Here is a 14,657-nt window from a genome sequence, read left to right on the forward strand (position 1 = left end):
CTAAGAAGTTGCTTGAGGTACTGGGTTGCATTGATAATAGTCATGGCTTCGGGCGTGTCGGTTTTTTTTTGCGATTAAATCAGATCACAAACGAAGCCTTTTTTCTATCTATTTCAATTGGTTGTAGCTAAAGATCCTGTACATGAGCAAGCACCATGATTGGTTGGGTAAACACGCTAGGCTGATTGGCCGCTCCAAAGAAGAGTTTGTGAAACACAATAAGGCCAAATATGGGCTGCCATTGCCAATCTGGGTGGCGTGCGAGGTGTGGGACTTCGGCACCATGTCCATGCTGTTTGCGGGTATGCATGTGCCCGAACAGGATAAGATTGCAGCGGCTTACGGCATTGCCAATGGTCGTATCTTTGCAACCTGGCTGCGGAGCCTTAACTATCTGCGCAACGTCTGCGCCCATCATAGTCGGTTGTGGAATCGAAATATCACGGAGCAGCCGAAGCTACCGAATGCGACTGCTCTTCCGTGGAGCGCGCCTTATATCGGCAACAATCATGCGCTGGCCCGCTGCTTTTTGTTGCTGCGGATCTGTCGGCACCTGCTGGCAACAATTAACCCAAAATCCACTTGGCCACAGAGGATGTTGGAGCATCTGGATACGTTCCCGGACCTGAAACATCTGGGGCTTGATCTGTCGGGGATGGGGGCGCCAGAAAACTGGAAAGATGAGTGGTGAAGGGCTGTAGAAACAAAGAACCCCTGAGCAGTTACGTCGCCTAAGCAACATCACCGACAGGGGCCGTGTTGTCGACAAGATTAGTGGCCATTGACGGAGGTGTCAACCGCTTTGTCCCGTCGTTGTCTCACTGTTGTCTAACAAACTGAACTATCTACAGTAGGAGTCGTTTGTGACGGCCAAGCTGGCCGCGCCCTCGGCAGAGGACGGGGCCGTAACTCCTTCCACACTGACGCCAGAGGCTGGTAGACGAGCTGGACGAAGGCTAACTGTAGCCGCAGTTTTTATCAACTCTTGCCCGGGGATACCGCCTAGATACAAGAACCCCAGCGTAAGTTGCAAGGCAACCAAGAGGCCGGGGTCGTGTTGCCGACATAATCAACGATCATGAGCGGCATGGTCAATGCCCTGAACATCAATTTACAAGGAGTGCAGTTGCGACCTGGCGACTTTCCAGGGTAGACGGCTGCCAGCGGCTTGCATCCGGTCATAGGCAGCCAAGGCTTCTGGTTTGTCGATTACGCCATGAATCACCATCTGCTCCACAATCCAGATGGTGCCCATCACAAGCACCGCTTCTTTTTCTGCCGCTTTGCGCAAAGCGGCATCTCCTGTTAGCAACGGACAGGCTTCCTGTTTGGCGAGCGCCAGCGCAAAACAATCGTAACGGCTGGGGCCAGCATAAAGCCGCGTCATGCGCAGTGCCTCCACCATGCTTTCGCCTGTCAGCTCTGTAGGCACCAAGCCAAATTCGAGCAGGTGCGGATGCAGTTCTGAGAGCTCGTCCTGGAACAACATATCCGACACCTTAAACTGAAAGGGCAGTTGGAACATCCGTTCTAACAACTGCCCATCCTCCATATCGATCAAGACGTTGGCATCGCTGATCAGAACCTGCATCTAGGCTTCGGCTCCTTCCATCATGCGAGCCTTGCGAAAGGCGAAAACAGGCATTTGCAGCAGTTCGGCTGCTTTGGAGTCGGAGAGCAAGCCTTCACCCGCTCCTCGGTAAACCAGCTGTTCAAAAAAACGGGTTTGCTCCGGCGCGATTGCCTCGCCTGGCTCTGCCTTACGCCAACCATTGGCTGAGTAGTCGATAAAGTGGCGTTTGTATTGTGCGTCGGTGAGGATGCCGAGATCCTTGCAACGGTAGAGTATTGCTCCCATGCTGAGGCCGTACTCTTGCTTCAACAGGTAGAGCTCTTTCCAGTCCACGCTATGACGTTTCACGCCCAGATGTTCTCGCGCTCCGACAGCAGGCAGCAACAGCGAAGAGGCAAAGCGATTGCAGGCTCTTTCCTCGTCCACCTCGTCACTAAGGCGACCGTGCATCAGCAGATGGCCAAGCTCGTGCGCCAGAGTAAAACGTTGGCGGCAACCGGACCATTGGCTGGACACCACCAATACGGGTTGTCCTTCAATCTGAGCCTGCAAACCATCGAACTTGTTGCCATGAGCTTCGCCACTGACGATAACCAGAATCCCCTTGGACTCCAGCAAGTCGATCAGATCAGGAATGGGGTTCATCCCTAATTGCCATTCGTTGCGCAAGTCTTGGCTTATCTGCTCAACCACCTCTAGCGAGGCGATCTGCTCTGGCACGCAGCGGGGCAACGAAAACTCCGGCACCGGAAATTCCGGCCACAGGTTTTTGAGTTCAAACCAGCGCTCAGCCTGATCCAGCACGTCGGCGGTAATGCGCTTGAGCACTTTGGACGGAGTACTGGCCCGCTTGCGGTACTCGACTTCTGCCAACTGGATATGATTTGGCCGGAAAAAAAACTCGGTTCGGACATTCAAGGCTTTAGCCAGCTGAATCAGCACCGAAGAGGACGGCATACTCTCGTCCCGTTCATACTTCTGGATCATGGGGGCACTGACACCGGCCTGCTTGCCAAGGGATTGCATAGACAGGCCAGCAGCATCCCGGGCGCGCTTGAGGCGTTCACCAATCATACTGACCTCCGGTTAATGAATTAAATAAATATGTTGAAAATATAAACCAGAGCGAGGGTTTTCTCCACAGACTTTTACTGGGGGAACAGGCTGCTTGCTGACGGATGGTTCAAGACAAAAGTCCAAGCCCTAGTTCAAGCTAACGAGGATGCGAGTGACAGGCAGTGACGCCTCAGTTTGTGCTAGTCGGATCTTGACGACAAGAAACCATCCCGAGAAAATTCGATTGTCGCTCTTGATGAGAGCGACTTTGAAGGATAATGACGGCTCGTTTGCTTGCCGCGCAAAGAAATAGAGCCGGGTTCCGGCGTTTATCTAGCTGAACAAATGAAGAACATGAAGAGGCTGCCTGCCGATGGATGGGGGCCGCTGAGTCTTTATTTGGCTCGAAATCGATGATTTCGGAGCGAGTCACGGTTGGAATCGTGACGCTGATGAAACGAGGAACTATGACGTATACAGCCGAACAAATAATTACATCATCTTTAGGGACCAAGTCCCACCTTATTAACAATCAGCGTATCAAAGCCCTGCTCGACGAGTGGCGTGATGCATTGGTCTCGGGTTCGGTCTTTACCGATTACAGATGGCAAGAGTGGGATCATGTTGATCAGTTTGATCCCGACCGCTCGGTGAGCGCCACGCGGAATTATTTCAAAAAGAACGGTTACCATCTTCGAACGCTGGGCGAATTTACCCAGGAGGATCTTGCGCTCGTTGATATGGATCCGGCGATCGTCCTATCTAGCGCTGACATGGACGCCCGTCGTCAGCGTTCGGATTTGCTAGTAGGAGAGCGATGGCGGTCGCTCAAAGATTCGCGTCGGTCAGGCCACCATCCATTACAGTGGCAGGCGAAGCGCCAGCTGAGTCGACTGGGTAAAACAACGGGAAATTTTACAGAAATCGCTGGTGATCCTGATGCGATCTCATACCGGCAAACCCTTGTCTCTATCTGGTTCTGTGCCCGATTGCTCTTTATTTCGAATAGGGGCTCTGTAGTTACACCCAATACCTACCCTATATACCCCTCTCCAAACACACCAGAACAGTCTTCAGTATCTCTCACCATTGAGGAGATACAGATGCTTCACAGAGAAATCTCTTTTGCCCTTGCTCTTGAAGCAGGCCAAGCCGGAGCCGAAGGCGAAGGCGCAGGCCAAAAGCGAGCGAAGCGAGCATCGAAACGTCAGAGACCAAGGAGATGGGAGAAGCTCGACTCTTGGTATCAGCGGATCTGGAAGAGTGTCGGCATGTTCCGCTACTCCCGCATCTACACGACGTTCACCTTCAACTACTCAGAGGAGATGCTCAGCAAGTACAAGGGCCGGGGCTCCAGCAACGGCAACAAGGCGTGGACCAAGCGGGCGTTGGCCATGCTCCGAGACATAATGCCGGACGAGGTTTTCAGCTTCGGTGTAGAGCGTGACGAGCACGGGCGCTGGCATATCCACGGCATCGTCTACGGCCTTCATCAGGAAGACTTTGAAGAGCGCTACGAGGCTGCCTTCTTGCAGGCTGGCGGTAACTACACACCGGAGGCCAAGAAGTATCAGCTCGATGTTCAGGGTGGCTATGGTTTTAACAGCCGGCTTGGCTGGATGGATTACGCCACGAAAGCTGGCGGGATCTGGTACGAGCCACATGCGCTGACCCATGCAGGAGTGAACTTCTACAACGATGTGTGCCAGTTATGGGAAGATCTCTCGGAACAGCTTGAACAGCATGGTCTGCAGCACACTCATCACAATCGCTAAGCCCGGGTTGTCATCACTCATTAAACGCAATCAGACGCAGCACAAGCGAGCCTCACGGACCGAGATAGGGATAGGTAGCACCCACATCATCTGAAACGCTCTAAAGCGTTTTTATTGCGTTTAATGGACAGAGCTTCGATGACCCAACGCTTGAGCAGGTTCCGCTTGTTAGTAAGTCAGATCTTGTTGAATTATAAGGCTGAGCTAGCCCCGGGTATGTTGAAACAACGTCAGGAACGCGCCTATGTCTGTACTACGAGTGAGTTGTCGCAAAACCAAAGATCTGTGGAACCAACTGTCCGCTCAGACTGCAAACCATCGACTTTTTGATGAGCTCGGCGCTGCAGGTCCGGTTGAGATCAGCGACTGCCTCACACGAGCGTTGCCCCCAAACTATCAGCTACTGCGGGTAGATGGCCGCCTGAGCCCGGATGAGCTTGAGATCGCTCTGATCGATACGAGCACGAACGCGGTTGTCTATTACAACCGTGTCGAGTTTATCGGTGAGCTCGGCGGTCGGCCTGTGGTGCAATGCCTGCCGTGGCGCACGCATGTTTATATGGATTCGCCCATTCCGAGTGGCCTGCATGGTGACATTCTTATGAGTCATCTGCTGGATCGTTATACGGTGCTTCTGAGCGACAGCGAGTTGACGGCCAGCGGTGAGCATTTCTGGCAGTCCCAAATCTCGAGAGCCCTGCATGAGAAGCTGTCTGTGTACTTCTGGATGGCGGATACCGGCAAGTTGAAACAACTGACCGATACTGCTCAGATTGAGGAGTTGAAGCTCCTTAGAAGTGATGAGCCCGGCGACATTGATCAGCGCCTCGCGGCCATATCGAAGGTCCTTCTACCGGTCGACATAAAGGTCGAAATCACAGAGGGCGCATAAGCGCCGCTCCAGACCGCTATGAACAATGTCCAGTTACCCGTGTGCAATTTATGCGTAAACGAGCCTAAGATGACGTAAATACATGAGGGGCTTAATCGTGGACGCCATAATAGAGTTTCAAGTCAACGAGGAGACACGGCTTCTGGCACAGCAATTTCTTGAGAGCCAGAACCGAACTCTCGATGATGAATGTCGCGCGCTGGTCGAACAGCTAGCTGAACAGCAACAAGCAAGACTGGCACACGACGCCTGGGTGACCAAACAGGTAGACAAGGCGTTTGAGAAGATCGACTCAGGACGCGCGGTTTTCATTGAACACTCCGCGGCGATGGCGATGTTCGAGGAACGAAAGGCGAAGATCCGTTAGGGCTAAAGGCGAGGTCACTCGAAATGAGCAATCATCTCCCCGCCAGATAGAGAAAAAATTTCTGCAGGCTGATGACCGCTAATGTTGCGCCCTTCGTCACGCAGATTTGGATGCCAAGGCGTCAAGCAGGCCTGTCGGTAGCAGACGCCGCAGAATGTAAAACAGCTTACTCGGGAAGGTGACCTGATAACGGGCCTTGGGTTTGGAGCTTGATAGCGCGTGCAACAGTGGCGGCAGACAGGCTTCTGCTGGCAGAGTGAAGCGACCGCTCAACCCCTCTTTTTCAAGGCGCGTAAGAGTCTGACGATAGGACTCACGATGACGGCTAGTCTCGGGATTGATGTGCTGCAGAAAGGCGTTGCGAGCATGGGTACGGAAGCGTGTATCGATCGGCCCCGGCTCAATCAGACTGACATGAACGCCCGTTCCTCTAAGCTCAAGGCGCAGGGTATCGCTGTAGCCTTCCAACGCGAACTTGCTGGTGTTGTAGGCTCCTCGGTACTTCATGGCGACCAGTCCCAGCACCGAGCTGTTCTGAATGATGCGTCCCTCTCCAGCAGCCAACATGCCGGGCAATACAAGACGAATCAACTGATGAGCACCGATAAGGTTCGTTTCCAACTGTTCGCGTAACGCATCCGTCGGCAAATCTTCAATCGCGCCAGGTTGACCATAACCGGCGTTGTTGAAAAGGGCGTAAAGGCGTCCGCCCGCAATTTGAAGTGCTGCATCAACACCGCGCCGGATGCTGTCGGTATTGCGCACATCCAACTGAATGGCCTCCAGCCCATAGCTTTGAAGTTGTTTGACGTCTTCCTCATTGCGCGCAGAGGCTATGACGCTGAATCCATGAGCTTGAAGTCCGCGGGCAGCGGCAAGACCAATTCCACTTGAACAGCCTGTGATAAGAACGAAGCGAGCCATTGCTTTTCCTTGTTCGAGGGTTGACTAAAATGCTATCTCCGAGGCATAGATCAACACAACTCCAGCGGGAATAGCAGTAAGTTCAAGGCTGAGGTCTTGTCAGCTACATGGTGTTCTGTGTTGGTGTTCACTTCAACATCTGACATTGATGATACGGCTGGCCGTAGGCGCCGTTGTTGAAGAGGCCGTAGAGGCGCCCTTCTGCCAGCGCCAGCGCCTCTGCCGCCCCTCGCTCTATGCTGGCGCTGTCCGCCAGATCCAGTTGCACCGCCAACAGACCCTGCTGCTGCAGCAGGGCCACATCCTCGGCCTTGCGGGCGGAAGCGATGACGGTGAAGCCCCGGGCGCCGAGCTTTCTTGCGGCGGCGAGGCCGATGCCGCTGGAGCAGCCGGTGACGAGCACGAAGGGATGGGGCATGAGCATGGTCCTGATTGACGGCCGGCAGGTGGCCCGAAGTTGGCATGGTAGCGTGGTGCCACCAAAAACAAAACCGGGCCAGAGGCCCGGTTTTCGGTCACGTCAGATGCCTGATTACATGATGGTGAACGGCATGATGATGTGGAACTTGACGTCATGCTCGGAGCTGAACATGTTCGGGTAGTACCAGCTACCCTTGTCGTCCTGTTCGTTGTTGTAGTCGGTGTAGTGCAGCTTGAACAGGGTGCCCTTCAGCTTGCCGTCCTGCACTGTGTACATGACGTCGAAGTTGGCTGCCCACTCTTTGCCGCCTTCCAGGGACTTGTCGCCGTTGTTGGCATCCCAGCCGTAGGCACCGGAGACACCCACGCCCCAGCCCGGTGCACCCACCAGATCATCCAGGGAACGAGTCACGCCGAAGAACAGGGCTTTCTCGTCGTTGTGGTTCCAGTCGGAGCGGGAATCCCACCAGATTTCGTTCGCGCCCTGGGAGTTGCCGTAGCCGCGGGTCAGACGGGGCAGGTAGTTGCCCAGATCCCCTTCAGCCTTGGTCCACAGGCCTTCCAGACGGAAGCCATAGGGACCGGCTGCCCAGCTGGCGGTCAGGGCTTGTTGCCAGGCCAGGCCGTCATAGTCGCTGTTCTCGGTGTCGGAACCGTAGAACTGGTAGCTGGTGTTCAGGCCACCCAGTACGTCGAACTTGTGGGCCAGCTTGAAGTGGTAGCTGTCCATGTAGCCTTCGGACTGACCGAAGCCGGCGGTGACGGCAGTGCCGTTCTCGAAGGTGTAGCGAGCGGCCAGACCGTGGATGTAGTCGATCTTGTTCGCATCGGTGAAGGGATCGCTGGCATAGGGGCTGCTCTTGGAGAAGCCGGTGGTGTTCTTGAACCAGGGAGCCTTGTACTCGTCGGCGATGGCGTAGGTCAGGTAGAGGCCGCCGAAAGTGCCTTCGATCTGGCCACCACGGTAGGTACCGGGTTGATAGGACCAGTTGACGCCGAGGATGCCGGGTACATAGAGCTGGGTGTAACCACCCTTGGCGGTGACGGCGTCACCGAACTTGAATTTCAGGGCGGCGTTGGAGAGGCTGAAGCCGTTCTCGGGAACGCCGTCACCACCTGAACCCCACTTGTCGCCCCAGAAGGAGAACTCGTTCTCTTCGTTGACGCCATTACTCTCGTCAACGGCCAGATCGTAGGCACCGAAGCCGCCCACGTCGACGCCGACCACACCCCATGCATAGCCGGAGTTGAAGTTCAGGGCTGCCTGGGTGGTGGCATGGCTCAGGTTGGAGTGGTATTTGCCATCCTGACCCGGACCGGCCTGGACGCGATCACGCTCACGCTGGAAGTAGAACAGGCCACCGGTGAGCTTGCCTTCGTCGATGAAGGCGCTGTAGGACTTGCCGTATTCCGGGCTCATCATGTCTTGAGCGGCGAACGCCATGCCGGGGGCGACCAGTGCCGCGACCACGGCAGCACTCAACGCGGCGCGCTTGAAGATCACTTTTTCCATTTGTTATTGCTCCTGATTTTATGGACTTAGCTTTTTTATCCGGCAGCCGGGTAGGCACCCGCCGCTCGGTATTGGCATTGCAATCAACACCCCGAAGGGCAAAAAAAATGGTTCTCTGTCGTGCCCTTGTGCCTGATGCCTTGGCGCATCGGTCGGGGCTATCTGCATCGTTACAGTCGTTATTTTTTGGCTGTCGATCCTTGGCGATCTGACATCACCAAGAGTACGTTCGCGGTGCGAAATATCAATGTAAAGTTCCCGCCAAGTTTCAAAAATATGACCGAGTGCAAATAATCATGATTCTTGGTGTGGGCACTCCCAGGCCACTCATGTCGGCAATGACAGCGCTTTCATGGTGATTTCACCGTTCTCCTGCGCAGATCTTGCCGTCAAGGCAGAACTTTCTTTGTTAACCCGGTGGCAACATATAATTTTGTATCACAAAAAAAGATGGGCCCGGCGGGATGCCCACTGTCGTGAGCGTGAGCCGTTGCCCCGACAGACAGGGGGACCAGGGATGTGAAAGGGGTGAGAGGGCCTGTGACTGAATGGATGAGGCAATTCGTCATTGGCCGTGAGGACATGACGGGAGCATCAATAGAAGGGTTGCGGCAAGGCCGGGCCGCGGGGAGATTGACAGGGAACGCGCCCCGGGTCTGGTGCGAACCAGACCCGGGGGTTATCAGGCCTGGCTCAGGATCCGGGGGATCTGCTGGGCCTGGTGGTGTATGTGCTCCGAGACCTGTACCGAGAGGCGGCTGCCCTGACGGGCGTGCTGGCTGATGCGACCGATGAGGGCGGCGAAGCTCGCCAGCCTGTGCTCCTGGCTCTTGGCATTGTCGGCGCCCTGCAGGGCGATGATGGCGGTGCTGCGCGCCATCTCCCGCACCGTCAGGGTGGTCTGGCGCAGCTGCTCCGCCTGCTGGCGCTGCTCGGCGGCCTCTGCGGTGATGCGGGCCAGCACGGTGGCGAGCTGATCCCCCGCCTGGGTGAGGCTCGCCAGGATCTCGGTGATCTGGCCGAGGGAGCGCTGGGTGTCGGCGGAGAGGTGGCGCACCTCGTCGGCTACCACCGCGAAGCCGCGTCCCTGCTCCCCGGCCCTGGCCGCCTCGATGGCGGCGTTGAGGGCCAGCAGGTTGGTCTGCTGGGAGATATGGCCGATGACGTCGACGATGGCAGTCACGTCCTCCACCGAGCGGGTCAGCTGGGCCAGGGCGCCGCTGCTCTCGTCGATGGCGAGCCCGGTCTGGGCGGTAGCCGTCAGCATGCCTCCGACCAGCCGCTCGCTCTGGCTCATGGAGTGTTCATTGTGCTGGGCGTGCTGGGCGATTTCGGCGGCGACCTGATGCACCTCGCTGGCGAGCTGGTTGAGCTCCTGCATCATGGTGTCGCTCTCATCCACCGCCTGCTCCGTGGTGCGGGTGCTGTGATGGATCTCCTGCACCTGGTTGACCATCCCTTGCAGACTTTGCGACACCGCCGATAGCTGGCCCTCTTTCTGCTGCTGATCCTGTTGCAGGCGCTGTATCAGGCGGTTGTAGCTCGCGACGATGTCCGCCAGCTCGTTGCGCTCGCGCCCCGGGGTCAGCAGCTGGGCCTGACCCGTGGCGTCGAGCTGCAGGAAGGCTGCCCGCAGTTGCAGCAGGGGCCTGACCAGCCAGCGACGCTGCACCAGGGCGAACAGCAGGGCCACCACGACCAGGCAGAGCGCCAGCACGCCGAGCACGGTGGCCAGCTCCCGGTTCATGGTCTGACGGGCGGCGGCGAGTTGTTCGCCTAATTGCTCCCCCGCTTGCAGCAGCTGGGTGATGTCCTGCTGCACCATCTGACGAGCGGCCTGCTGCTGTTGCAGCGTCTTGCGGCTGTTTTCCAGCTCCTGGGGATAGCGCTTGAGCAGGGAGGTCAGCTCGGCTTTGGGCTGATCCCCGAGCTCCTTGCGTATCGGCTCTCCCAGGGTGAATTCGTCGGCCGGTGCCTCCTCGAAAAGCTCCATGCTCGGCAGGGCGGCCAGGGCGTCGGCCTGCTTTTGCAGGGCAGCCAGCTCGAATTGCAGCCCTTCGAGACGCTTGGCGCTCGCCTGCTCCATGTAGTTCTGGCGCTGGTGGGCGAGGGAGGGGAGGGCGGTCAGGATGTCGGCCGCCCCCTGGCGATACTGCTCGGCAAGGGCCGGATCCCGCCCGGCGGCAGCCCCCTGCTGGCCGTAACGGAGCAAGGCTTTGGCCTGGGTGGTCAACTCGTTCTCGGCATTTTGCAGCAACCACTGGCTGTTGCCGGAGAGCTTGCCCGCCGCCAGATAGTCGCCGTCAATGCGGGTTTTCATCTGCTCAAGCCGGGCGTTTAGCTGCTGGGTCTGGGGATCCTCCAGGCGGGACAACAGCGCCAGCGCCTGCTGGCGCACTCCCTGTGCCTGGGCCAGCAGCAGGGGATCCCCGCTGCCGAGATAGTCGCGAAGCGCCCCCTGCAACGGACCGCTCAGTTGCTGTTGCAGGCGCTCCTGCAGACGCTGGGCCTGGGCCGAGTGGTTGAATTGTTGCCAGCCATGATAGAGCGCGGTGGCCTGGACACCGGCCACCAGCAGCAAGACGAGGGAAGAGAGGGAGGCAAAATGGGCAATTTTCACATCAGATTCCTGCTTGAATCACGCAATGGGCGCGAGCTTAATCAGGTCTGATGGCGTTTTTATGACAGTGGCCGTGCCAGCTCCCGTTGACTTGGGCTCTTCACCAGCAGGCCGAGCAGGGCGCCGCCCATGATGAGCCCCCCCGCCAGCAGATGGCGCGGGGTGAGCGCCTCGCCGTTGAGCCAGACCAGCAGCAGGGTGCTCAGCAAGGGAGTGAGGTAGGCGAGCGCGCCGATGCGGCGCGGATCCCCGTCCCGCAGTGCCAGATACCAGGTGACGAAAGCCGCCCCCATGGGGCCGAGGGCGAGCCCGGCGATGAGCAGCCAGTCCCCCTGGGGGATCCGGGCGAATGGCAAGGGGCCTTCCAGCATCCATGCCAGCAGCAGGGCCAGGAGCCCTGCGGGCAGGCAGGCGGCGGCCGTGACCACGGCGGGAACGGGAGGCAGGCGGCGGGAGAGCACGGAATAGGCGCCCCAGACGATGGCGGCGCCAAGGGCCAGCAGGTAGCCGGGCAGATGGGCCTGTTGCAACTGCAGGTGACCATCGACCATCACCAGCACCGATCCCGCGAGACCCAGGGCCCCGGCCAGCAGATGGTGCAGGCTCAGGGGATGACCCGGCAGCAGCAAGGGGGTGAACAGGATGATGCACAGCGGCCACAGGTAGTTGATGAGGTTTGCCTCCAGCACGGGGGCGTGGCGAAAGCTTGTGAACAGCAGCAGGTGATAGAGCAGCAGGGCGCTGATGGTCACCAGCCAGGTGAGGGGGCTGGCGCGCCACTGGCGCCAGAATGGCAGGGTGCCCGCCCCGCAGAACAGCAGCACCAGCCCCACCAGCACCAGCGGCGAGACGCTGGTGATCCGGGAGGTGAGCGCGGCGAGGGAGGCCCACAGCAAGATGGTGAGCAGGGCAAAACCGGTGGACTGGTCCCACCAGGAAGACGCAGGCATCCAACACTCCTTTGCAAGATGAATGAACGAAAAAGAGGGCCAGTCTAGCAGACTGGCCCTCGTCACACAGCGTTGCCCTGACGGTGCGGGTTATGACTCCCGGCTCGGGACGGCCCCTGCCGCCGGAGCCAGGGATTGCCCCTTGACGTACCAGACGATGAGGGCCAGCACCAGCAGCGGCAGCACGGGGTCGAACCAGGTGCCGCCGGAGCCGAACAGCAGGTTCAGCAGGGCGACGCCGGTGCCGCCGATGGCCCAGGCGATGGTGGTCGGGATGGACCAGACGATCATCTGCTGCTTGACGTCGGAGATCCCCATCATGCGGTTGACCACCCAGAACAGGCTGTCGTTGAAGTAACCGAAGAAGAGCGACCCCATGGTGGCGGCCTGGGCGGCCAGCAGCATGTTGACCCCGGGGATCTGCGCCAGGATGGGGGCGGAGATGGAGGCCGCCGTCACCATGGCCACGGTGCCGGACCCCTGGATGAGGCGCACCAGAGTCGCCACGATGAAGGGGATCAGGATGGGGGAGATGGGCAATTGGGCGATCTGCTCGGCCAGTTGCTGACCCGCGCCACTGTCGCGCAGCACGGCCCCCAGCGCCCCACCGGCACCGGTCACCAGCAGGATGATGCCGGCGGATTGCAGCCCCTCTTCCAGGCGGGCGGCGGTGGCGTGCCTGTCCATGTGCGGGACCAGGGTATAGACCGCCAGCAGCACGCTGATGGCCAGCGCGATGATGGGGGTGCCGATGAAGTTGATGCCCTGCACCAGGGGGTTCGCCATCAGGCCGTCCATGCCCTCCAGGGTGGCCAGGGTGGTGAAGATGGCCTTGACGAAGATGAGCACGATGGGCACCAGGATCGGCAGCAGCGACAGGGTCAGGCTCGGCAGGGTCTTGCCCTCCTTCTCCTTGAGGTACTGCTCATAGGTGGCTTGCAGCTCGTCCGGGGTCTGGGCGGCCTGGGCTCCGAACTCGGGGTACTTCTTGTCGAGCCACTGGGCGTAGAAGACGATGCCGAGCACGCAGGGGATGGCCAGGGCCATGCCGGTCAGCAGCATGGCGCCGATGTCCACGCCAAACAGGCCGGCAACCCCCAGCGGGCCCGGGGTCGGCGGCACGGTATGGTGGGTTACCACCAGGCCACCCGCGAGCGCCACCCCCAGGGTGAGCAGGGAGCGCTTGCCACTTTTTGCCAGCGCCTTGGCCACCGGATAGAGGATGACGAAGGCGGAATCCACGAAGATGGGGATGCTGACGATGTAGCCCGTGATGGCCAGTGCCCACTCCTCGCGGCGCTTGCCGAGCCACTTGATGAAGCTGTAGGCGATCTGTTCGGCGGCGCCGGAGACCTCAAGCAGGCGACCCATCATGACCCCGAGGCCGATGACGATGCCGATGCTGCCGAGGGTGGAGCCAAAGCCCTGGGTGATCACGGTGAGGGTCTTGTCGATGCTCATGCCGCCGGTGATCCCGGCGATGCAGGCCGCCGCCAGCATGGCGATCAGGGCGTGCACCCGGGTGCGGATGACCAGGAACACCAGCACGAAGACCGCGATGATGAGACCGATGATGGGGGTTGGGATGTCGCTCATGATGCCTCCTGCATGTCATGGGTGATGAAACTGTCGATGATGTCGGCAAACGTCCTGTCTGCCGCGAAACCGAGGGCGCTGGCCCGCTGGTTGTCGATGCGTCCCGGCCAGCTCGCCACGATGCGCTCGATGGCCGGATCGGCGGCAAACTGCACCCGATCCCGTGCCGCCTGGCCACCGACCCGTGTGAGTGCCTCCAGCATCTCGCCGACGGTCACGCTGATGCCGGGCAGGTTGATGCTGCGGGCGTCACCGGTGGCGGGAAGTCTGGCCGCCAGCAGGAAGTTCGCGACCACGGTGGCGGGGCTGGAGAGCCAGAGGCGCAGATCCGGGCTCACCGGGCAGAGGGCGCTCTCCCCTTGCAGCGGCTCGCGGATGATGCTGCTGACAAAGGAGGAGGCGGCGCGGTTCGGCTTGCCCGGCCGCACGCAGATGGTGGGCAGGCGCAATACCAGACCGTCGACGAAGCCCTTGCGGCTGTAGTCGTTGACCAGCAGTTCCCCCATGGCCTTCTGGGCGCCGTAGGAGGAGGTGGGGGTCAGGGCGGTACCGTCATTCACCAGCTCCGGCAGCGGGCCGCCATAGACGGCGAGCGAGCTGGTGAAGATGAAGCGGATGCCCGGCCGGGCATGGCGGCACGCCTCCAGCAGGGTGCGGGTGGTGTCCAGGTTGACCTGCCAGCCGAGATCGAAGTCCTGCTCCGCGTGGCTGCTGACGATGGCCGCCAGGTGGTAGACCACGGCGGTCCGCTCGCTGATGAGGGACTCGGCGACACCGGCTTCGGTGAGGTCGGCCCGCAGACAGCGAACCCTGGGGTCCGGCAGGGGGGATTGCGGCTGCTGGATGTCCACCAGCAGCAGCTCGGTGAAGGGGTGGGGGCCTTGCAGCAGGGCTTTGGCCAGTTTCTGGCCCAGGAAGCCACCGCCGCCGGTGATGATGATCTGCATCTTGTTATCCTCAGACTCGTTCAT

Annotated in this window: 12 protein-coding genes and 1 pseudogene; 4 read left to right on the forward strand and 9 right to left on the reverse strand. The window is 59.3% G+C overall.

Features of this window, described 5'->3' with window-relative positions:
- The first annotated feature begins 142 nt into the window (after positions 1-142).
- Positions 143-691, forward strand: coding sequence for an Abi family protein (locus J9889_RS09180; RefSeq protein WP_210556459.1), 549 nt, complete (start codon positions 143-145; stop codon positions 689-691).
- 420 nt (positions 692-1,111) lie between these two features.
- Here the strand turns inward: J9889_RS09180 and J9889_RS09185 are convergent, their stop codons facing one another.
- The gene (locus J9889_RS09185; RefSeq protein ID WP_210556461.1) at positions 1,112-1,591 is read right to left on the reverse strand and encodes a DUF3368 domain-containing protein; all 480 of its coding nucleotides are present in this window, start codon (positions 1,589-1,591) and stop codon (positions 1,112-1,114) included.
- Positions 1,592-2,647, reverse strand: coding sequence for an XRE family transcriptional regulator (locus J9889_RS09190; protein ID WP_210556462.1), 1,056 nt, complete (start codon positions 2,645-2,647; stop codon positions 1,592-1,594).
- 449 nt (positions 2,648-3,096) lie between these two features.
- On the opposite strand from J9889_RS09190, the gene J9889_RS09195 reads away from it, so the two are divergent.
- From J9889_RS09195 to J9889_RS09205, 3 genes are all read left to right on the forward strand, one after another.
- A complete protein-coding gene (locus J9889_RS09195) occupies positions 3,097-4,404 on the forward strand; it encodes a hypothetical protein (RefSeq protein WP_210556464.1) in 1,308 nt (435 codons plus the stop codon).
- Between the two features lie 244 nt (positions 4,405-4,648).
- Positions 4,649-5,296 (forward strand): hypothetical protein, encoded by a 648-nt coding sequence (locus J9889_RS09200; RefSeq protein WP_210556466.1) that lies wholly within the window; start codon positions 4,649-4,651, stop codon positions 5,294-5,296.
- A gap of 97 nt (positions 5,297-5,393) precedes the next feature.
- Positions 5,394-5,663: a damage-inducible protein J gene (locus tag J9889_RS09205; protein WP_210556468.1), complete on the forward strand. Its 270-nt coding sequence runs from the start codon at positions 5,394-5,396 to the stop codon at positions 5,661-5,663.
- Positions 5,664-5,759: 96 nt separating this feature from the next.
- Here the strand turns inward: J9889_RS09205 and J9889_RS09210 are convergent, their stop codons facing one another.
- From J9889_RS09210 to denD, 7 genes and pseudogenes are all read right to left on the reverse strand, one after another.
- Positions 5,760-6,587 (reverse strand): SDR family oxidoreductase, encoded by an 828-nt coding sequence (locus J9889_RS09210; RefSeq protein ID WP_210556470.1) that lies wholly within the window; start codon positions 6,585-6,587, stop codon positions 5,760-5,762.
- A gap of 154 nt (positions 6,588-6,741) precedes the next feature.
- Positions 6,742-7,005 (reverse strand): annotated as a pseudogene (locus J9889_RS09215) (SDR family NAD(P)-dependent oxidoreductase); the annotation flags it as partial.
- Between the two features lie 114 nt (positions 7,006-7,119).
- On the reverse strand, positions 7,120-8,520 hold the full coding sequence (locus J9889_RS09220) for an OprD family outer membrane porin (protein WP_010673291.1): 1,401 nt from the start codon (positions 8,518-8,520) through the stop codon (positions 7,120-7,122).
- A gap of 682 nt (positions 8,521-9,202) precedes the next feature.
- Positions 9,203-11,140: a methyl-accepting chemotaxis protein gene (locus tag J9889_RS09225; RefSeq protein ID WP_210556472.1), complete on the reverse strand. Its 1,938-nt coding sequence runs from the start codon at positions 11,138-11,140 to the stop codon at positions 9,203-9,205.
- A 59-nt stretch (positions 11,141-11,199) separates the two neighbouring features.
- Positions 11,200-12,090, reverse strand: coding sequence for a DMT family transporter (locus J9889_RS09230; RefSeq protein WP_210556480.1), 891 nt, complete (start codon positions 12,088-12,090; stop codon positions 11,200-11,202).
- 90 nt (positions 12,091-12,180) lie between these two features.
- Positions 12,181-13,686 carry a gluconate:H+ symporter gene (locus J9889_RS09235; protein WP_010673294.1) on the reverse strand — a complete coding sequence of 502 codons (1,506 nt, stop codon included), beginning with the start codon at positions 13,684-13,686 and terminating at the stop codon, positions 12,181-12,183.
- Positions 13,683-14,657, reverse strand: coding sequence for a D-erythronate dehydrogenase (gene denD, locus J9889_RS09240; RefSeq protein ID WP_244058929.1), 975 nt, complete (start codon positions 14,655-14,657; stop codon positions 13,683-13,685). Before denD ends, J9889_RS09235 begins: the two co-directional genes overlap by 4 nt.

The organism is Aeromonas sp. PrichA-15 (assembly GCF_017939245.1).
Classification (GTDB): domain Bacteria; phylum Pseudomonadota; class Gammaproteobacteria; order Enterobacterales; family Aeromonadaceae; genus Aeromonas; species Aeromonas caviae.